This window comes from Pseudomonas sp. KH_040, assembly GCF_057839305.1.
This window is the reverse complement of sequence record NZ_CM174487.1, coordinates 1,972,527-1,992,485: the sequence shown is the minus strand read 5'-3', so window position 1 is coordinate 1,992,485 and position 19,959 is coordinate 1,972,527. Positions and strand designations below refer to the sequence as shown.

Sequence of the window (19,959 nt, the reverse complement as noted above, 5' to 3'; positions counted from 1 at the left end):
AAGTTCACCTATCTTGGAAAGCCAGTAAATGGTCGTGTAACATCTCTCTTATCAAACTTCACTTCTGCCCCATCCAAGCTATCTATATAACGAGGATTACTTAGATCTCTTGTATTGGGCTTGTAGCCACGGCCTGCCCCTGGCAGTTTCATCCTAACAATAGGGTTTTGGTCAGCATCATATCCTGTCGGCTCAGGATTTTTTTTATGCATTCTAGATAAAGCAAAATGCAACGCTCGAAACTGCATCATCCAACTACTGAATTGAGAACTCGGCCCCACAATTCCCCTAACGCCTTTTTTTGTTGGATGCGAGCCGTCTATTGACCTCTGCTTTAAAGCTGCATCATCAATTTCTGGCCCATGTTTTTCTACTGAGTGCATTCTGTATTGTCTGTTCCAAGCTAGTACCTGACGCTTAGCTTCAGCTTCATTTTTCGGCCCATCTTTGCCAATAGCCGGAACGATAGGCAACCCTTGATTTGCGCTAGGGCTGTTAGCTTGAATTGGTACTGAGCACTTCTGGTTCTTATTTTTTTGGGGCGGCGGACAGTTAGAGCTCAACCCCAACGGATCCACCCACCCCGTCGGATTCGGCACGTACTGGTACTGATTCAGCCCACCCGCCAACTTGATCGGATCCGGCGTCAGATACCGCCCCAGCCTCGGGTCGTAATACCGGTGCCGGTTGTAATGCAGCCCGCTTTCTGCATCGAAATACTGCCCCTGAAAGCGCAGCGGCTGGTTCAGGTAGTCGTCGCCGGCGAGGGTCAGTGCGGCGATTTTGCCGTAGGCGTCGTATTGCGCGGACCAGACGATGTCGCCGCTGTAGTCGGTGAGTTCCTGCGGGGTGCCGAGGTGGTCGAGTTGGTAGTAGAACGGGCAGGCCTTTTTCGGGCCTTTGCCGTCGAGCAGGGCGAGCGGGCGGAAGGTGCCGGGTTCGTAGACGTAGCTGCGGTATTCGTTTTCGCTGCTTTCGGCGACGAGATGCTCGCCTTGCCAGAAAAACTCGGTGGTCTCGCCGTTGACGGTTTTGCTGATGCGTCGGCCGAAGGCGTCATAGCGATAGCTGGCGGTCTGGCCGTCGGGGCGGGTCAGGCCGATCAGGCGGTGTTGGCTGTCGTAGCGGTATTCGGTGACCAGTGTCTGGGCGCGGCCGCGACGTTCGCGGATCAGGTTGCCGAAGGCGTCGTAGTCGTAGTGGCGGTCGCCCTGCATCAGCAGGCGGTTGCCTTTGATCTGGCTCGGGCCGGGGCGGTCCTGCATCAGCAGGTTGCCGGCCGGGTCGTGGGCGAAGCTTTCCGGCAGTTCGTCACGTGAGTGGCGTACGCGGATTAGGCGGTCGAGGGCGTCGTAGCCGTAGGTGCGCTGGCCGTGGCGGCTGTCGGCGATGTGCGCGAGATTGCCGTTGGCGTTGTAGGCATAATCGCGGCGGAACAACGCATCGCGCTGATGGCCTACGGCATGCGCGAGTAATCGTCCTTGATCGTCGTAGGTGTATTCGCTGAGCAGCAAACCCTGCTGGCGTTGCCGTTCGCGTCCGGACTGATAGACATGACGGGTCAGCGGCGTGCCGTTGAGGTCGATGTCGGTCAGCGCGCCACCCTTGGCGTGGCGGTAGTCGAGCACGCTGTCGTCCGGCAGGCGCATGCGCTTGAGCTGGCCGCAGGCATCGTAGCGGTAACGCAGGGTGCCCCAGCCTTGATGCTCGGTGATCAGCCGGTCCTGACGGTCGTACTCGAAGGCCAGCGGGTGTTGCTGGCCGTCGTCGACACTGATCAAACGACTGAGACGGTCGTATTGATAACTGACCTTGATGCCGTCGGGCAGGGTTTTGAGCAGAAGACGCCCGGCAGCATTGCGCTCATACGCAGTGACTAATTGCGAGCCGTCATCACCAAACTCGGTCTTTTCCAGCAGATGGCCGTTGAGGTCATAGGCGTACGCTGTACGCCGACCGTCAAAACCACTTTCCTGGCGAATCAGCCCGGTCGGCGTGTAATCCAGCCGGTATTTTTCCCCGGACTCGTTTTCAATCTCGGTGAGCAGCAGTTGCGCATGGTCGTAGCGGTACTGCACCTGCGTGCCGTCGGGGTTGATCCGCCGCGAAACCAGGTGCAGATCGTCGTCGTATTCGTAGCGGGTGATGCGCCCCAGTTCATCGCGCTCGGCAGTGACCTGACCGTAGGCGCCGTAGCTGTAAGCACGGGTATTGCCGGTAGGAGATGTCGTCTGGATCAGTCGGCCAACCGCATCCCAATGCTGACGGGTGACCGCACCGTGTTCGTCGGCGGTTGTGGTCCGCCGCCCCAGCGCGTCGTAGGAAAAACGCCGCACGCCACCGTCGGGCAAGGTCTCTTCAATGAGTTGGCCGAGGGCATTCCAGACCAGCCGATGCCGGCTGCTGTCCGGGTAACGGATCGACAGCAACTGGCCACGAGTGTCGTAGTAGTAATGGGTAACCTGACCATCGGGATCGACCGCTTCGGTGACATCGCCCTCGGCATTGCGCCGGTAGATCCACACCGCGTCACCGCGAGAGCGTTTATGCAGGAAACCGTTGCGATACTCGTAGGACGTTGGCGCGTCAGCCGGCGGAATCAGCGCCACCAGCCGTCCGACCTCGTCGTAGCGGTATTCGGTGACCGCCCCCAAGGCATCCTGCTCGGCAATCAAGCGACCCGATGAGTCATAGGCCTTGAGCTGCTCACCACCGTCGGCTTCAACCTTGCGCACCAGCCGTGCACGCTCGTCGTGCACGTACGTCTCTTCGGTGCCATCGACGTAATGCACTGCGACACTGCCGTCGTCGTTCCAGACGTAACGCGTGTCCATCTGCGAGAACGACGCCCAGTGGCGCACGCAACGCGCAGCCTTGCCCGAGCGTTCCCACTCCCAGAAGAAACTCGCCCCGCCCGCCAGTTGCCGCTGCAGGATCACGTGGGCGTCGTCGTAGTCGTAACGCTCGCTGTCACCGACGGCGTTGCTGGCCTCGATCAGGTGTTGATAAGCGTCGTAGCGGTAACTGACCAGCGCCTGTTCAGTGCTCCAGGCACCGTCGCGAAACACCTGGTAATCCACACCAACCAACTGCGCGCGGTCATAGCGCAACAGCAGCGAACGCCCGGCGCCGTTGTCCAGGCGCTGCACCCGGTCAGAGCGATCGCGCTGCACCGTCAGACGGTTGCCATAGCTATCGCTGATCGCCGTCAGCCGTCCTGCGCGAAAGTGATAGAACCGCGCCGTTTCCCCGGCCAGTGCCAGGATCAGCTCTTCCGGTTCATCACCCAGAAAGATCGCCGCCCGCGACAGACTGTTGTGAATCGCCGGTCTTTCAACGCTCGGCAACGGAAATCGAGTGCGCCGGTTTTCGTGATCGACCCAAACCACCTCATCAGCGAAAAACTCCAGCCGATGTGCCAGCGAATGACTCCAGCCAAACCCCAACCCGACATCGATTTCGGCGGCACTGCTGCGATACAACCGCGTGAACTCAAACGGCAACACGCCATCGAGCACCGCATCGCTCAGGGTCAGCAGTTCTTCGCCAGTGACCATCGACACCGGGCAGCCGTTGGTGCAGGTGCGCGGCACGCAATCGGCGCTGTCGCCGTTGGGGTTTTTCGCCTGATCCGGCGAGTCGTCGTGAGGCTCGTCTTTCTTCAACAAGGTGTTGCGCTGCGCATTCCAGCGCAATTGCATCCGGCCCTTTTTCACCCCGGTGGCGATGCCTCGGGCGGCAACGCTTTTGTATTGATCGACGTATTTGATGAACCCTTCGACGATGCCGAACATCGCCTTCACCAAACGCTTCACCGCCGACAGCAATTGCACGGCGCGATCCGCCAGACGCAGCGTCAGATAAGCGATGCCTGCGCCACCACTGACAAACGTCAAGACAACGCTGATCAGCACATCGATGAGCATCTGCACCATCATCATCGACGCCGCTTCCGCCGTTTTGCCGGCAACTTCACTGGGCGGCAACATCTCCAGCCAAAGGCTGGCAGTGCGCAACAATAAGCACAGTGCAGCTTCGTCACTGACCAGCAGTTGCAGCTTCTCCATGACCTCGGGCGCAGTTTTCGCCAGCTCGATCAGATCTGCCGCGCCACTGCCCAAGCGCTCAACAAACTGGCCGGGATCCTTGAGAATGTCCGAGAGCAAACCAATGCTGTCCCACACCCCCTCGATGGCCGCCCAGCTCCCGGCGAGCATGCCGTTGCCTGCCGCCGTCGCCACCGACTGCGACCACTGCGGCTTGAAACTCTTCCATTCACTGCGTAGCCAGCCATCCAGCTCAGCGGTCAGGCCGTCATAAGCTTTGAAAAGGTCCTCGACCTGATCCGGAGTGACATCGCTGTGCACCTGCACCCGGTAGAACCTGCCAGGTATTCCTTTGAAAGAGCCCTTGCCTTGCTCATCAAGGGTGATAGGGGTGGTTACGCCACCGTCCATGGCGATCACATCGACCACGATGTTGCCCAGCGGAATGTCGTAGACCGACTCGAACTTGCTCTCGATCTGCATCAACCCGCCCTTCGGGCACTGGACGACACCTGAGAAAAATTCGTTGTCGGTGCTGCTGACGGCAGTGCTATCGGAGCCGAAGCGAATGATCCGCTCCATGCCCATCAGCGACGGCAGATCCGCAGCGTGGCTGACCTTGTCCGCCGCGTGACTGGCCCAATGCTTGAGCTGTTCGCGGTAAATACTGAGGGTGGCGGGAAAGCTGTCGAGTGCTTGCTCGATGCGGGTGACGGCGTCCATCAGCGCACGCGGGTGTGCGAAGTGGACTGAATAAGCGGATCAAACATGAGCGTTCCCTCGCGCAAAAATTAGGCGCGGGAACTGTGCGGGGGATCAATCAGGAAAGAAGTCAGGCAAGTAGGCGATGACTGTAGGACTTATCTGTAAAGCATCACCAGCAGCTAAACAGGTGCACAGAAACGCAAACGCGGCGTGAGGAAAACCTCACGCCGCGTTTATCGTGCGGACACAAATGGATTTACTGCGTTGAATCCCGAGCGCTCAGCTCTTTCAATTTGAGCTCAGCCAACGGATGCCCGGCTTTGGCAGCCATCCCCCACCAGCGTGCGGCTTCGACAGGGTCCGGGAGTTTACCCAGCGTCCCGGCCAGACTGATCACACCGACCTGATAAGCCGCTTTGCCATCGCCTGCGAGCGCCGCCAAGCGCAACAGGCGCACACCTTCTTCACGCGCGCCCAAGCCGACACCGCGAAAGGTCAGGATGTGCCCATAGAAGCTCTGCGCACCGACATCGCCAAGGTTGGCCATGCGCGCAAACTGCCCTTCGAGCCAGCGCCAGCCACGCGGTTGTCGAACGAACCATGACCAGTGAAACAGCCTACGGGCCAGCCAGTAACTGGCCCGCGCCTTGAGTCGTAAAAACACTCAGGCCTCCGCCGATTCCGGGTACTCGTATTCAAAAACACGGACAACTTCCGAAGCATGCCAAGAGGCCGCAGCAACACCATCGGACGGCCCGGAAAAACGCCCCAGACGTTCAACACACTCAAAGAAACCGGTACGCGGCAGGCGACTGGCACCTTGGCTGATCACCAGTGAACTGCGCAACGGTTGTTCGGCCTTGGCATCCAGCGCGGCCAGATGCTCAAGCGCGGCGGTCAAGGTTTGCATGGCCGGTGTCGGCAATTGCAATCGCTCGAGCAAGGCCCGATAAGTCAGTAGATGGCGCTGACGGCGCGCTTGATCCAGTTCTCCGAGCAATCCGTCCCAATGTTGACGACTGATGCGTACGCTCACGATTCATCCCTCCACCCTGGCACCGTCAATTCCCAGGCCAGGCTGCGGCGAATCGCGGCGTCGGGCTGACGCTCGCCACTTTCGATCATGGCCAGATAAGACGGGCTGATGCCTACCGTGCGGGCCAACGCCTCAATGGCGATGCCCTTCCCTTCGCGCAAACTGCGTAGTTGATCCAGACCTGGAAGAATCGTGTCTGGTGAGGCCGCGAGCGGCGTAGGTGCCGGACGCGACGGTGTTTCATTAATGCCTGCTGCTTTTAGTAGAGCCTGATACTGAGCCCACGGCAGAACCGCGTATTCGGGTTCGCCATCGCGTGCAATTATCTGAATATCCATGACTACCCCGTAGGACAACAACACTTAGCGAGTCGGCACTTTTCCCTAGAAGTGTAATCCTAACAGCGGCCAAGGTCGCGGGGGGTATCTATCTGTAGGCGGGTGTTGAGGAATCAGGTTTTTTTCGGCCCCTGAAGTTGCAGTTGCTCGGGGGTATCCGGCAGGCGTTCGACGACTGCGAGCTTTTCCGGTTGCTGACGATTGCGCCACAGGCGAAAGGCATTGAGCTCATCGTCGAGGGTTTTCATCAGCCAGGCGAGGACGGCGATGTCGTCGAGCATGCCGAATACGGGAATGAAATCCGGAATCGCATCCACCGGGCTGAGGAAGTACATCAAACCTGCCACCACCGACACCAGCGCTTTGCCACTGATGGCCCGGTACTCGCCGCGCCAATAGGCCAGGCACAAAGCCTGGAGTAAACGTAAATCGTCCTTGAGTTTACCGAGGCGATTGCCCTGCGCAGCGCCTTTGCTGGCAACCGCAAACAATAAGGTCGGCAAACGGCCGCGTGCGAGCAGGCGGCCGGCCAAGGGCAGGAATCGAGCAAAATTCCACGGAGCTTTCATCTATTCCTCCCGTTGAAATGTTATCCACACAAATTGTGGATAACCTTGTGAACAGAGCTGCATTTCAGCGCTGAAAGCCCCGTTTCATAAGGGCTGCGCTCAGATCGGGCGTTTTTTACTCACATAAAAAACCCCAATATTTCATTGACTTGGCTGCTCAGGGCGGCTAGCGATGGCAGTCTCATTGGCTATGACTCTCCCGACCGCCATCGGTTCGCTCTGTTTACCCTTGCCAGGGTCCAGATGCAACAACGCCCCGCATAAGCGAGGCGTTGTTGTTGAAGCCTTTACCAATTACTTGGCAGCAGCGGCTTCTTTGGCTGGATCCTTGATGGCCAGCAGTTCCAGGTCGAAGACCAGAACCGAGTTGGCCGGGATTGCCGGGCTTGGCGACTGAGCGCCATAAGCCAGATCGCTAGGGATGTACAGTTTGTACTTCTCGCCAACGTGCATCAGTTGCAGACCTTCAACCCAACCCGGAATCACGCCGCTTACCGGCAGATCGATCGGGCTGCCGCGCTCGACGGAGCTGTCGAATACGGTGCCGTTGGTCAGCTTGCCGGTGTAGTGAACAGTCACTACGTCAGTCGGCTTGGGCTGTGGGCCGTCGGCTTTCTTGACCACTTCGTATTGCAGGCCGGAAGCAGTGGTGGTTACACCCGCCTTCTTGCCGTTTTCTTCGAGGAACTTCTTGCCAGCCGCAGCCGACTCTTCGCTCATTTTGGCCATACGCTCTTCAGCACGCTTTTGCAGCGCGGCGAAGGCTTCGACCAGTTCTTCATCTTTCAGCTTCTGTTCTTTCTTGCCGACGGCATCTTCGATGCCCTGGGCTACCGCTTTGGAGTCCAGATCATCCATGCCTTCCTGAGCCAGGCTCTTGCCCATGTTCAGGCCGATACCGTAGGAAGCTTTTTGCGCCGGGGTTTTCAGCTCTACGCTGGTCTGCGAATCACAACCCGCGAGGACCAGGCTAACCAGGGCAACCGCCGCCGCCAACCGATGCTGTTTCATGCTATTTCCTTGTTCATGCGCCGAAAGGGCAATCGAGTAAAGCCGCGAGCTTATCAGGCCGCCACGACCAATGGCTACCGGCATGAGAGCAGGAAACTTCCGATAAGTTCAGGGATTAAAACGCATCGAGGCGAAGCGACGATGAAGCTTCTGTCATCTTGTCCCGACAATCAGCGTCGTTCCTTCTCGCATCATCTGGCGTAATGGCCACTTGCCGCATGGGGGCGTGCTCAGGCATAACAGCGGAACAAATCGACAAGGATGTTTATCTTGCGCCTCTTATTCCGTGTGCTGACCCTGATCGTCGTGCTGCTGGGACTGGTTCTTGCCGTGGTCCTGTATTACGTCGCCAACCCGAAATTGCCCTTCTACACCCCCGCCGAGCAGGTGCATTACCTCGATCAGTGGAGTGACGAAGACCGGCAAACCTACTATTTCACGCCTCAGGGTACGCAGGTCAAAGGCCTTCGCTACGAGTGGTTCCAGGCCTTGGAGCTGCCTTTTTCTGAACAGCGTTTCGCGTCCTCCGATTACCTCGCGCGCTTCGGGTTTCTGATTGATCCGCAGCACAAAGCCACGGCGAACAACCCCGGCAACCTCCCCGTCGGTTTTGCCCGCCATCAGAATCCCGGCAGCTCTGAGCAATATCTGGACATTACTTGCGCCGCTTGCCACACCGGCGAATTGCGCATCAACGGCCAGGCCGTGCGAATTGACGGGGGCACCGCGCAACATGTGTTGCCTTCCAGTGTTCCTACTTTGCGTGGTGGCAGTTTCGGACAGGCATTGGTGGCAAGTCTGACCGCGACTTACTACAACCCATGGAAATTCGAACGTTTTGCCAGAATCGTGCTGGGCGACGAATACGACACGCGTCACGAGCAATTGCGCAAAGACTTCAAAACCTCACTGAATACTTTCCTCAAAGTCGCCTGGAACGATACCCATCGCGGCCTCTACCCGACCGAAGAAGGTCCCGGCCGCGCCGATGCTTTCGGACGCATTGCCAATGCGACGTTTGGCGATGCGATTTCCCCCGCCAACTACCGCGTGGCCAATGCTCCGGTGGATTACCCGCAGCTCTGGGACATGTGGACGTTCGATTGGGTGCAGTGGAACGGCTCGGCGCAGCAACCAATGGCGCGCAATATCGGTGAAGCGTTAGGCGTCGGCGCCACCCTGAATTTTTTCGATGCCAACGGCCAGCCGCTGCAAGGCGAAGCACGCTATGCCTCCAGCGTGCGCGTGCGTGATCTGCACAAAATCGAAGAAACCCTGCAAAGACTCAAGCCGCCAGCCTGGCCAGAGGATCTGTTTGGCGCCATCGACAAACCCTTGGCAGCCAAGGGCCGCACGCTATTTGTCGAGAACTGCGCCGGTTGTCACGTACCGCGCCAGACTCAGGAAGGTGAGCGCTGGGTGCAGCATTTGCACATGCTGCCGGCCAGTGTCATCGGCACCGACCCGACCGCTGCCGACAATATCGCCAACCACCGTTTCGACCTGACAGCCCTGCAGTGGGATCTGAAAGAACTGGAAAAAATGGACGTCAAGCTGCATCCGACACCCAAGGAGCCACTGGACTTGAGCCAGTTATCGGTGGCCAAGGGCTTGGCTTACGTCACCGCTTTCGTCGAAGACCGCGCCTATCGCGAAGCCAACGTCACGCCGCAGGAAAAACCACGCATGGACGGCTTTGGCCTGCCGATCGGCGTTCGCGAAAAAGTCGCTTACAAGGCCCGCCCGCTGGCCGGTATCTGGGCCACCGCTCCGTTCCTGCACAACGGATCGGTACCGAACATCTATCAGTTGCTGTCGCCGCAGGATGAGCGCGCCACAACCTTCTTCAAAGGCACCTTTGAATACGATCCGCGACATCTGGGGTATCGCACCGAAGCGTTTACCAATGGCTTCCTGTTCGATACGCGGATCACCGGCAACCACAACAGCGGCCATGAGTTCCGCGCCGGCGAACGTGGCAACGGCGTGATTGGCCGGCTATTGCAGCCCGAAGAACGCTGGGCGCTTCTTGAGTACCTGAAAGTCCTCGGCGGCCCACTGGAGGCGCAACTGCCATGATCTCAACCTTCAAGAAAGAACAGTCGCTGCTGGCCAGAATCTGGTTGTGGCTGGGTCGTTTGCTAGGCAAGGTTCTGTTGATAGCGCTTGTCATCGGCTTGCTCGGCTGGGCCATCGCTACGGTCTGGTTTGCCTGGCAACACCGTGGCCCGGTGTCGGCGCAGGAGCAGATTCCCACCGGCGAAGCGGCGATGACCCAGGACGTGGTCCAGACCGCCGTACGCATCGTCGATCAACATCGAGAAAGCACACGGTATCTGCGCGACGCCCATGCCAAGGCTCATGGTTGTGTAAAAGCTCAGGTGCAGGTGTTGCCGCAACTCGCGCAGTCGCTGCGACAAGGCGTGTTCAGTGAGCCCGGCAAAACCTGGCAAGCGATGATTCGCCTGTCCAATGGCAATGCCTACCCACAGTTCGACAGCCTCCGCGACGCGCGGGGCATGGCGATCAAACTGCTGGACGTATCGGGAAAACAGCTGCTTGGCAATCGCCAGTCACAGCCTGAGCAGGATTTCGTGATGTTCAGCCACCCGAACTTTTTTGTCAGCGATGTCGCCGAGTACCGTCAGAATGTGGCGGCGCAGGCTGACGGCAAAAAGGTCATGGCGTTTTTCCCCGGCTGGGATCCGCGCAGCTGGCAGATCCGCCATTTGTTTATTGCCTTGGCAACGCTATCGCCGCCACCGGACAGCCCGACAGCGACGACATACTTTTCGGTTTCGCCCTACAAGTTCGGGGAAGCCAATGCAAAGTTTCGTGTTGCACCCGATCCGGACAGTTGCCCTGCCTATACACTGCCCAAACAGAACCACGACCTGCCGAACTTCCTGCGCAGCGCTTTGACTCAGCAGTTGTCGACGGACCGGATACCAGCCTGTTTCGTACTGCAGATCCAGCGCCAGGATGCCAACAAGTACATGCCGATCGAAGACACCAGCATCGAATGGCGCGAGCAGGACTCACTCTTTGAAACGGTCGCGCGGATTACCCTGCCGCCGCAGGATTTCGATACCCCGGCGCTAAATCTGGCGTGTGACAACCTTTCGTTTAATCCGTGGTTCGGGCTTGAGGCGCATCGGCCGATTGGCGGGATCAACCGCTTGCGTAAAACGGTATATGAGGCAGTGAGCGACTATCGACACAGCCAAAATGCTGCGCAGTAGCACGGTGTCATGACACCGTGGAAACTTGAAATCAACAAATCCGGGACAGCAAAAAGCCCGCACTAGGCGGGCTTTCTGTGGAATCTGGCGTTCAGTGTTCCAGATTCCGAATATGGCGCAGCGGACGGGACTCGAACCCGCGACCCCCGGCGTGACAGGCCGGTATTCTAACCGACTGAACTACCGCTGCGCGAAACGCTTGAAACGAATGGTGGGTGATGACGGGATCGAACCGCCGACATTCTGCTTGTAAGGCAGACGCTCTCCCAGCTGAGCTAATCACCCTTCGCTTCGTTACGGGACGCATTATGCCACAAGTTTTCGTAAAGTGTTGATTTAATTGAAGTTTTTTTCAAATAAATCCGAAAACCGGTAAAACGACACATCCCGCGGGTACAACCTTGGAGCAGAAAAAAACCCGCCTTGGCGGGTTTTTCCGTGGTGACCTGGCGTTCAGTGGTCCAGGTTACCGAATATGGCGCAGCGGACGGGACTCGAACCCGCGACCCCCGGCGTGACAGGCCGGTATTCTAACCGACTGAACTACCGCTGCGCTAAACACTTGAAACGAATGGTGGGTGATGACGGGATCGAACCGCCGACATTCTGCTTGTAAGGCAGACGCTCTCCCAGCTGAGCTAATCACCCTTCGCTTCGGTGTGGCGCGCATTCTACGGAGCGACCCAACCTCTGGCAAGCACTTTTTTAAATAATTTTCTCAGGCCTTCCAAAGGCTTAGAGAAGGGTTGGCCTATGAGACGGCGAAGACAATAATGCCCCCCTTTGTATAAAGGAGAGACTCACCCCATGTGGTTCAAAAACCTGCTTATCTATCGCCTGACCCAAGACCTGCCTGTCGATGCCGAGGCGCTGGAAACTGCACTGGCCACCAAACTGGCGCGTCCATGTGCAAGCCAGGAGTTGACCACCTACGGTTTCGTCGCGCCGTTCGGCAAAGGCGAAGATGCTCCATTGGTGCACGTCAGCGGTGACTTCCTGCTGATTTCCGCCCGTAAAGAAGAACGCATTCTGCCGGGCAGCGTCGTGCGTGACGCGGTCAAGGAAAAGGTCGAAGAGATCGAAGCCGAGCAGATGCGCAAGGTCTATAAGAAGGAACGCGACCAGATCAAGGATGAAATCATCCAGGCGTTCCTGCCGCGCGCCTTTATCCGTCGCTCGTCGACCTTCGCCGCCATCGCGCCGAAACAGGGTCTGATCCTGGTCAACTCGGCCAGCCCGAAACGTGCCGAAGACCTGCTGTCGACCCTGCGTGAAGTGATCGGCACCCTGCCCGTCCGTCCGCTGACGGTAAAAATGTCGCCTACCGCGACCATGACCGAATGGGTCACCACGCAGAAAGCTGCCGACGACTTCTATGTGCTGGACGAATGCGAGCTGCGCGACACCCACGAAGACGGCGGCATCGTCCGTTGCAAGCGTCAGGACCTGACCAGCGAAGAAATCCAGCTGCACCTGAGCACTGGCAAAGTGGTTACGCAGCTGTCGCTGGCCTGGCAGGACAAGCTGTCGTTCATGCTCGATGACAAGATGACTGTCAAACGTCTGAAGTTCGAAGATCTGTTGCAGGATCAGGCGGAGCAGGACGGTGGCGATGAAGCGCTGGGGCAACTGGATGCCAGCTTCACGCTGATGATGCTGACCTTTGGCGATTTCCTGCCGGCGCTGGTGGAAGCGTTGGGTGGGGAAGAGACTCCGCAGGGGATCTGATCGGTTTTTTGTGTGAACGCGTAAAAGATCGCAGCCTTCGGCAGCTCCTACAGAAGACGTGTTTTTCTGTAGGAACTGCCGGAGGCTGCGATCTTTTTGCTGGCGACGTATGCTTAGCTTCCTAACGCCTTCACATAATAAGGATCAAGCCATGCGCGCACTGGCTGCACTCAGCCGCTTTGTCGGCAATACCTTCGCTTACTGGGTTCTGATTTTCGCGGTGATTGCGTTCCTGCAACCGGCGTGGTTCCTCGGCCTCAAAGGCGCGATCGTACCGTTGCTGGGCCTGGTGATGTTCGGCATGGGCCTGACCTTCAAACTTGACGACTTCGCTGCCGTCGCCCGCCATCCGTGGCGCGTGGCGCTGGGCGTAGTCGCGCATTTCGTGATCATGCCCGGTGTGGCGTGGTTGCTCTGCCAAGTGTTCCACCTGCCGCCGGAAATTGCCGTCGGAGTAATTCTGGTCGGTTGCTGCCCGAGCGGCACTTCGTCCAACGTCATGACTTGGCTGGCTCGCGGCGATCTGGCGTTGTCGGTGGCCATCGCCGCCGTCACCACCCTCCTCGCCCCACTGCTGACCCCGGCGCTGATCTGGCTGCTGGCTTCGGCGTGGTTGCCGGTGTCGTTCATGGAGCTGTTCTGGTCGATCCTGCAAGTGGTGTTGCTACCGATCATTCTTGGCGTGGTTGCCCAGCGTTTGCTTGGCGACAAGGTTCGTCACGCCGTCGATGTGTTGCCGCTGGTGTCGGTGGTCAGCATCGTCATTATCGTGACCGCCGTGGTGGCGGCCAGTCAGGCAAAGATCGCCGAGTCCGGCCTGTTGATCATGGCCGTGGTCATGCTGCACAACAGCTTCGGTTATTTGCTGGGCTACTTCACCGGGCGCCTGTTCAAGCTGCCGCTGGCCCAGCGTAAGTCGCTGGCGCTGGAGGTGGGTATGCAGAATTCGGGATTGGGCGCTGCATTGGCCAGTGCGCATTTTTCGCCATTGGCGGCGGTGCCGAGCGCGTTGTTCAGCGTTTGGCACAATATTTCCGGCGCGCTGCTGTCGACTTACTTCCGGCGCATGAGTGAAAAGGAAGATCGCGAGACCCTGGCGCAGCAAGCGGCTGACTGACCTCGAAACTTGATCCCCGGGTTAATGCTAGTCAAACTAGCGCGCAACGCGGGGACGACCCTGCGGCTCGATCGAGTTATTAATCTGGGGACGACCCCGTCTATCGATGGAGGTCTTGCATGTCCTGGATCATTCTGTTTTTCGCCGGCCTGTTCGAAGTCGGCTGGGCCGTCGGCCTGAAATACACCGACGGCTTCACCCGCCCGCTGCCCACCGTTCTGACCGTTGCGGCCATGGCCATCAGCCTTGGCCTGCTTGGCCTCGCGATGAAGGAATTGCCGCTGGGCACGGCCTATGCGATCTGGACCGGTGTCGGTGCCGTGGGCACGGTGATTGCCGGGATCATTCTGTTTGGCGAGTCGATGGCGTTGATTCGGCTGGCCAGCGCAGCGTTGATCATTACCGGGTTGATTGGCCTCAAGGTCAGCGCTTAAGCCACTAGCGCTTTCGAGCAGGCTCGCTCCCACATTCAACCGCGTTCCGTCAGAGGAATACGATCAACTGTGGGAGCGAGCCTGCTCGCGAAGAGGCCCTTAAAATCGCCGACTATCTGACGGCCCCGCGCAACTCCCCCACCAACACTTGCAACTGCGCCGGCTCAGCAGCATCCACGCCCACCGGCGCACCCGCCACCAACGTCACCCGCGACCACAACCGCCGAAACACACCTTTATTCGGATCGCGACTGAAGAAACTCCCCCACAACCCCTGCAACGCCAACGGAATCACCGGCACCGGCGTCTCCTCGATAATCCGCGTCAGCCCACCGCGGAATTCGTTCATCTCGCCATCGGCAGTCAACTTGCCTTCCGGGAAGATGCACACCAACTCACCCTCCTTCAGATATTGAGCAATGCGCGTGAAGGCCTTTTCGTAAATCTGGATGTCTTCATTACGTCCGGCAATCGGAATTGTTCCCGCTGTGCGGAAGATAAAGTTCAGCACCGGCAAGTTGTAGATCTTGTAGTACATGACAAAGCGAATCGGCCGACGCACCGCGCCGCCAATCAGCAACGCATCAACGAACGAAACGTGGTTGCACACCAGCAATGCCGCGCCTTCATCGGGAATTGCTTCAAGGTTGCGGTGCTCGACGCGGTACATGGAATGGCTGAGTAGCCAGATCATGAAACGCATGCTGAACTCGGGGACGATCTTGAAGATGTAGGCGTTGACGCCGATATTCAGCAGCGACACCACGAGGAACAACTGCGGGATCGACAGCTTGGCCACGCTCAGCAGCACGATCGAGACGATGGCTGATACCACCATAAACAACGCGTTGAGAATGTTGTTGGCGGCAATCACCCGCGCGCGCTCGTTTTCAGCGGTACGTGACTGGATCAAGGCATACAGCGGCACGATGTAGAAACCACCGAAGATGCCGAGGCCGAGAATATCGACCAACACCGCCCAGGTGTGCACGAAGCCCAGCACCTCAATCCAGCTGTGGCCGGTGACGCTGTCGGGAATTCCGCCGGAGTGCCACCACAACAGCAAACCGAACACGGTCAGACCAAACGAGCCGAACGGCACCAAGCCAATCTCGACTTTGCGCCCGGACAGTTTCTCGCAGAGCATCGAGCCGAGCGCGATACCGACCGAGAACACCGTGAGAATCAGCGTTACAACGGTTTCATCGCCGTGCATCCATTCCTTGGCGTAAGCCGGAATCTGCGTCAGGTAAATCGCCCCGACAAACCAGAACCACGAGTTGCCGACAATCGAGCGTGACACCGCCGGAGTCTGGCCCAGACCGAGTTTCAATGTCGCCCACGACTGGCTGAAGATGTTCCAGTTCAGGCGCATTTCCGGGGAGGACGCCGCTGCACGGGGAATGCTGCGGCTGGCCAGATAGCCTAGCACGGCAATCCCGACGATCGCGCAGGACACCAACGGCGCATAGTGACTCGAAGACATGATGACCCCGGCGCCAATCGTCCCGGCGAGAATCGCCAGAAACGTGCCCATCTCCACCAGGCCGTTGCCGCCAACCAGTTCATCCTCGCGCAGCGCTTGCGGCAGGATCGAATACTTCACCGGCCCGAACAGCGCCGAATGCGTGCCCATGGCGAATAGCGCCACCAGCATCAGCGACAAATGATCGAAGAGGAAACCGACCGATCCTACGGCCATGATCGCGATTTCCGCGAGTTTGATCAGACGAATCAGCGCGTCCTTGGCGAACTTTTCGCCAAACTGCCCGGCCAGTGCCGAGAACAGGAAAAACGGCAGGATAAACAGCAACGCACACAGGTTGACCCAGATCGAACGGTCACCCTCGATGGTCAGCCGATAGAGAATGGCGAGGATCAGCGACTGTTTGAACACGTTGTCGTTAAACGCGCCGAGCGACTGCGTGATGAAGAACGGCAAGAAGCGCCGGGTGCGCAGCAGGTTGAACTGTGAGGGGTGACTCATCTTCCGTGTTTCCCTGATGTTTAAGGTAGAGAGGCCTGGGTACTGCTTATTGGATTCTCGAAGCGCGATCCAGGCCACACCTTACCTAAACTTTTCAGGTTATTTCTTCAAACCTGCGATGCACGGCGAGACAAACAGCTCGCCACGCCAGGCGCCCTGCACGGTGCGTTTACCGACGATCAGCCACATCACCGCCAGCAACATCACCAACAGCGTGCCGACGACGCTGAAAAACGTCAGGTTCAGGGTGCTCGCCAGTTTCAGGGTTGCCAGCGAATACACGCCCAACGGAAAGGTGAATCCCCACCAGCCAAGGTTGAACGGGATGCCGTCACGCAAATACCGCACGGTGATCAGCAGCGCCATCAGCATCCACCACAGCCCGAAACCCCACAGGGTAATGCCGGCAATAAGTCCCAGACCCGAGGCGATTTCACCCATGCCCGGCAGACCGTTGGCCGCGAAGATCGCTGGCGCATCAGCGCCGAGCAGCAACATGCCCAGCGCACCGGTACCGATCGGACCGAGGGCCAGCCAGCTCGAAGCGGCCATGTTTTCGTGTGGCAGTTTATGCAGGGCCATGCGCAGCAGCAGAATCGTCAGAATGCTGAACGCTACCGGCAGGGAAAAAGCCCAGAGCACGTAGCTTGTCGTCAGTACCACCAGTTGCGAGTGGGCATCGGTGAGATGCGGCGCGAGCAAACCACCGCTGGCCGCTGCCACTTCGGCTGCGACGACCGGCAACAGCCAAACGGCGGTCATCTGGTCGATGCTGTGTTCCTGACGGGTAAACATCATGTACGGAATCAACACGCCGCAAGCCAGTGACATGGCCACATCAATCCACCACAGCACTTCGGCAAGATGAATCACACCGTCGCCCCAGCGCGGCAGGCCGAACAGCAGAAATCCGTTGATGATCGTCGCGAGACCCATGGGAATGGTGCCGAAGAACATCGATACCGTGGAATGGCCGAAAATCCGCCGTGCCTCATCGAAGAACAGAACCCAGCGGGCGGCGTAGGCAGCGGTAAACAGGCTGAACAACAGAATGTTGAACAACCACAAACCTTCGGCGATGGCGTGCAGGCCTGGAATGGCCAAAGGCAATTGCGCCAGCGCCAACGCCAGCACACCGGTGCCCATGGTGGCAGCGAACCAGTTCGGGGTGAACTGACGGATTACTTCGCGTGGATGCTGAAGCTGGCTGAACGGCTTGATGCCGGGTTTGGCGCTATTGGGGCAAATCATCATGAACTCCTGTCCTCCGGTGAGGTTGAGTCCATGGTAGAACCGAATCGAATATCTATATAACGGGTAATATCTCTAACTGTTATCTGTTTTACCAATAAGCGTTCAGACGCTGCCCTCGCTCTCAATCACCAGAATCCGCGCAGAGCCTTGCGGATGGGCGACGTGCTCGGTGCCGACGCTCGCATAGAAGATGTCACCGACATCCAACTGCACCTGTTTTTCTTCGCCCAGTTCGCGGTAATGCATCAGCACTTGCCCATCCAGCACCACAAACACTTCCTCGCCGTCGTTGATGTGCCATTTGTACGGCTGATCGGTCCAGTGCAGACGCGTGGTGATGCCGTTCATGTTGGCGATGTCCAGCGCACCCCAGGCGCGCTCGGCGGTGAAGGTTTTGCTGCGAATAATCTTCATGAGTCAATCCGTGAGAAGAAGGCGCGCCAAGGCTAACCGAAACCGCAGTGATTATGGAGCGCGGCACACTTTGGCTGGCGCAGGACGCAGGCTGAGCAACAACGCGGCGACAGCCAACACGATCAAAATCGCCCCGTAACCATCGGTGGTCGCCAGCAATCCGTAGCTGCGCGACAAGTGCCCGGCGAGCAACGCCGGCAGGCAGAACGCCAGATAACTGAGCACGTAATACGCGGCCATCAACCCCGCGCGCTCATGGGCCAAGGCCAGCGGCACGAGGCTGCGCACCGCACCGAGAAATCCTGCACCGAAGCCGCAACCGGCCACCAGCGTGCCAAGGAAAAACAGCGACAGACTGGCGCTGTGCACACCCAGCAGAATCAACACCAGACCAATCGGCAGCAGGCTCGCGCCTAGCTGCAATGCCCGTGCGGCGGGACGATTGCGCAGGGTGAAAATCATCAATGCACCGGTCACTGTCAGGGCGGCCACGGTTGCGCCGCCGATCAGATTGGACGTCGAAGCGGTGGCGGTGCGCACCAATGACGGTGCCAACGAGGCGTAGAAACCGCCGAGCGCCCACGTTGCCGTATTCAGCGGCAACACGCGCCACAAGGTGGCCCGCGCTTGAATCGGCACGTGCAATGTCGGCCGCAACGAGGCCCAAGCCCCCGCTAGCGGAGTGACGCTTTCCGGTAAGCGCCAGACATAAATGCCCTGCAATACAAACAGTGCGAGCAGCAGCCAATAGCTCAGTTGCAACGGCGCCGGCGCAAATTCGGCCAGCAAACCGCAGCCCATACCGCCCAATGCCATGCCAAGCAACGGCGCCACACTGTTGATCAACGGTCCTTGCTGACGGTCGGTGTCGAGCAACGTCGCGCTTAAAACGGCGGTGGCCATGCCGGTAGCAAAACCTTGCAGAACGCGCGCACCGATCAGCCAAGTCACACTGTCGGCGTAGATAAACAGCAGCATCGCCAACGCGTTGAGCACCACAGCGGTGAAGATCACCGGTTTGCGTCCGAGGTGATCGGACAGCGAGCCGACTGTTAATAGCGCCGCCAACAGGCTGAGGGCGTAGACGCCGAAAATCAGGGTCAGGACGGCTGCCGAAAAGTGCAGTTGATCCTGATAGAGGTGATACAACGGCGTCGGCGCCGTGGAGGCGGCGAGAAAACTCAGTAAAGTCATCGCCAGAAAGCACAGGCTGGATCGGTTGTTAGCAAGGCTGGTCATGGGCACACTCCGCAAAAGCTAATTTTTTGCTTTTGCGGAGTGTGCTACTGCCTCGCGCTTAAAGCAAATTCTTTGTGTTAAGGTCTGCCGCATGGCTATTAAAGAAGGTTTACGCCCCGGCGGCCGCAGTGCCCGGGTGCAAGATGCAATTCATTCGGCAGTTCGAGCGCTCCTGCAAGAACAGGAGCGCTCGACCGTGACCGTCCCGCAAATTGCCGCGCGCGCCGGGGTGACGCCGTCGACGATTTACCGGCGTTGGGGTGATCTGTCGGCGTTGCTGGCAGACGTCGCCCTCGCCCGCATGCGCCCGGACAGCGAGCCGGCGCAAACCGGCAGCTTGCGCAGCGATATCCGCGCGTGGGCCGAGCAGTATCTCGACGAGATGAGCTCCGAGCCTGGGCGCAACATGATGCGTGACGTGCAAGCGAGCGCGACGCCGGGGTATTGCGTGACGATCATCGGCGCGCAGTTGCAGACGATCATCGAGCGGCATCCGGATGAAGTGGCACCGAGTGTCGATCGGCTGATCAATCTGGTGGTCGCGCCGGTGGTGTTCCGCATTCTGTTTTCGGCGGCGGCGCTGGAGGTGGATGAGTTGCATCGGTTGATTGATATTGCGCTGCGTCAGGACTGACACCGATATTCATGTAGGAGCTGCGGCACGCTGCGATCTTTTGATCTTGATTTTGAAAGATCAAAAGATCGCAGCCTCGTTTCACTCGACAGCTCCTACAGGGTTCGATGCCTGGCAATGTCAACGCACAACGCCTCCATTCAAACCTGCGACACCCCGCCACGCCACGACCTTGGTCGACACTGACTAACCGCCCCGCGCATGC

Annotated in this window: 16 protein-coding genes and 4 tRNA genes; 6 read left to right on the top strand and 14 right to left on the bottom strand. The window is 58.6% G+C overall.

What is annotated here, in order from left to right; all coding sequences use genetic code 11:
- Positions 1-8: 8 nt before the first annotated feature.
- From AC3IUF_RS08975 to bamJ, 6 genes are all read right to left on the bottom strand, one after another.
- A complete protein-coding gene (locus AC3IUF_RS08975) occupies positions 9-4,769 on the bottom strand; it encodes an RHS repeat-associated core domain-containing protein (protein WP_489280892.1) in 4,761 nt (1,586 codons plus the stop codon).
- A gap of 238 nt (positions 4,770-5,007) precedes the next feature.
- On the bottom strand, positions 5,008-5,415 hold the full coding sequence (locus AC3IUF_RS08970; RefSeq protein ID WP_007919747.1) for an SEL1-like repeat protein: 408 nt from the start codon (positions 5,413-5,415) through the stop codon (positions 5,008-5,010).
- Positions 5,416-5,787, bottom strand: a complete 372-nt coding sequence (locus AC3IUF_RS08965) for a hypothetical protein (protein ID WP_003223109.1) — start codon at positions 5,785-5,787, stop codon at positions 5,416-5,418.
- Positions 5,784-6,125, bottom strand: a complete 342-nt coding sequence (locus AC3IUF_RS08960; protein WP_007919748.1) for a helix-turn-helix domain-containing protein — start codon at positions 6,123-6,125, stop codon at positions 5,784-5,786. The genes AC3IUF_RS08965 and AC3IUF_RS08960 overlap by 4 nt, the downstream gene beginning before the upstream one ends.
- A gap of 113 nt (positions 6,126-6,238) precedes the next feature.
- Positions 6,239-6,694: a YkvA family protein gene (locus AC3IUF_RS08955; RefSeq protein ID WP_007919749.1), complete on the bottom strand. Its 456-nt coding sequence runs from the start codon at positions 6,692-6,694 to the stop codon at positions 6,239-6,241.
- Positions 6,695-6,988: 294 nt separating this feature from the next.
- Positions 6,989-7,705, bottom strand: coding sequence for a BamJ family beta-barrel-assembly machinery protein (gene bamJ / locus AC3IUF_RS08950; RefSeq protein ID WP_007919751.1), 717 nt, complete (start codon positions 7,703-7,705; stop codon positions 6,989-6,991).
- 270 nt (positions 7,706-7,975) lie between these two features.
- Between bamJ and AC3IUF_RS08945 the strand changes: the two genes are divergently transcribed.
- On the top strand, positions 7,976-9,784 hold the full coding sequence (locus AC3IUF_RS08945) for a di-heme-cytochrome C peroxidase (RefSeq protein WP_007919752.1): 1,809 nt from the start codon (positions 7,976-7,978) through the stop codon (positions 9,782-9,784).
- The gene (locus tag AC3IUF_RS08940; RefSeq protein ID WP_489280891.1) at positions 9,781-10,947 is read left to right on the top strand and encodes a catalase family protein; all 1,167 of its coding nucleotides are present in this window, start codon (positions 9,781-9,783) and stop codon (positions 10,945-10,947) included. The genes AC3IUF_RS08945 and AC3IUF_RS08940 overlap by 4 nt, the downstream gene beginning before the upstream one ends.
- 113 nt (positions 10,948-11,060) lie before the next feature.
- Here AC3IUF_RS08940 and AC3IUF_RS08935 read toward each other — a convergent pair.
- From AC3IUF_RS08935 to AC3IUF_RS08920, 4 genes are all read right to left on the bottom strand, one after another.
- Positions 11,061-11,137, bottom strand: a tRNA-Asp gene (locus tag AC3IUF_RS08935).
- A 19-nt stretch (positions 11,138-11,156) separates the two neighbouring features.
- A tRNA-Val gene (locus AC3IUF_RS08930) sits at positions 11,157-11,232 on the bottom strand.
- A gap of 191 nt (positions 11,233-11,423) precedes the next feature.
- Positions 11,424-11,500 (bottom strand) — tRNA-Asp (locus AC3IUF_RS08925).
- 19 nt (positions 11,501-11,519) lie between these two features.
- Positions 11,520-11,595, bottom strand: a tRNA-Val gene (locus AC3IUF_RS08920).
- Positions 11,596-11,754: 159 nt separating this feature from the next.
- Between AC3IUF_RS08920 and rdgC the strand changes: the two genes are divergently transcribed.
- The 3 genes from rdgC (at position 11,755) to sugE (ending at position 14,226) form a co-directional block, all read left to right on the top strand.
- Positions 11,755-12,675 carry a recombination-associated protein RdgC gene (rdgC, locus tag AC3IUF_RS08915; protein WP_007919763.1) on the top strand — a complete coding sequence of 307 codons (921 nt, stop codon included), beginning with the start codon at positions 11,755-11,757 and terminating at the stop codon, positions 12,673-12,675.
- A gap of 151 nt (positions 12,676-12,826) precedes the next feature.
- Complete coding sequence (locus tag AC3IUF_RS08910; RefSeq protein WP_489280890.1) at positions 12,827-13,792, top strand: bile acid:sodium symporter family protein; 966 nt, start codon at positions 12,827-12,829, stop codon at positions 13,790-13,792.
- A 119-nt stretch (positions 13,793-13,911) separates the two neighbouring features.
- On the top strand, positions 13,912-14,226 hold the full coding sequence (gene sugE, locus AC3IUF_RS08905; RefSeq protein ID WP_489280889.1) for a quaternary ammonium compound efflux SMR transporter SugE: 315 nt from the start codon (positions 13,912-13,914) through the stop codon (positions 14,224-14,226).
- Between the two features lie 112 nt (positions 14,227-14,338).
- Here the strand turns inward: sugE and AC3IUF_RS08900 are convergent, their stop codons facing one another.
- From AC3IUF_RS08900 to AC3IUF_RS08885, 4 genes are all read right to left on the bottom strand, one after another.
- Positions 14,339-16,213 carry an MFS transporter gene (locus AC3IUF_RS08900; RefSeq protein ID WP_095114099.1) on the bottom strand — a complete coding sequence of 625 codons (1,875 nt, stop codon included), beginning with the start codon at positions 16,211-16,213 and terminating at the stop codon, positions 14,339-14,341.
- A gap of 99 nt (positions 16,214-16,312) precedes the next feature.
- Positions 16,313-17,464 (bottom strand): TDT family transporter, encoded by a 1,152-nt coding sequence (locus AC3IUF_RS08895; RefSeq protein ID WP_123374681.1) that lies wholly within the window; start codon positions 17,462-17,464, stop codon positions 16,313-16,315.
- A 105-nt stretch (positions 17,465-17,569) separates the two neighbouring features.
- Complete coding sequence (locus tag AC3IUF_RS08890) at positions 17,570-17,881, bottom strand: cupin domain-containing protein (protein ID WP_095114101.1); 312 nt, start codon at positions 17,879-17,881, stop codon at positions 17,570-17,572.
- Between the two features lie 51 nt (positions 17,882-17,932).
- Positions 17,933-19,120, bottom strand: coding sequence for an MFS transporter (locus AC3IUF_RS08885; RefSeq protein WP_489280888.1), 1,188 nt, complete (start codon positions 19,118-19,120; stop codon positions 17,933-17,935).
- Between the two features lie 91 nt (positions 19,121-19,211).
- Here AC3IUF_RS08885 and AC3IUF_RS08880 point away from each other — a divergent pair, with 91 nt between their 5' ends.
- A complete protein-coding gene (locus AC3IUF_RS08880) occupies positions 19,212-19,754 on the top strand; it encodes a TetR/AcrR family transcriptional regulator (RefSeq protein ID WP_095114103.1) in 543 nt (180 codons plus the stop codon).
- Positions 19,755-19,959 lie beyond the last annotated feature (205 nt).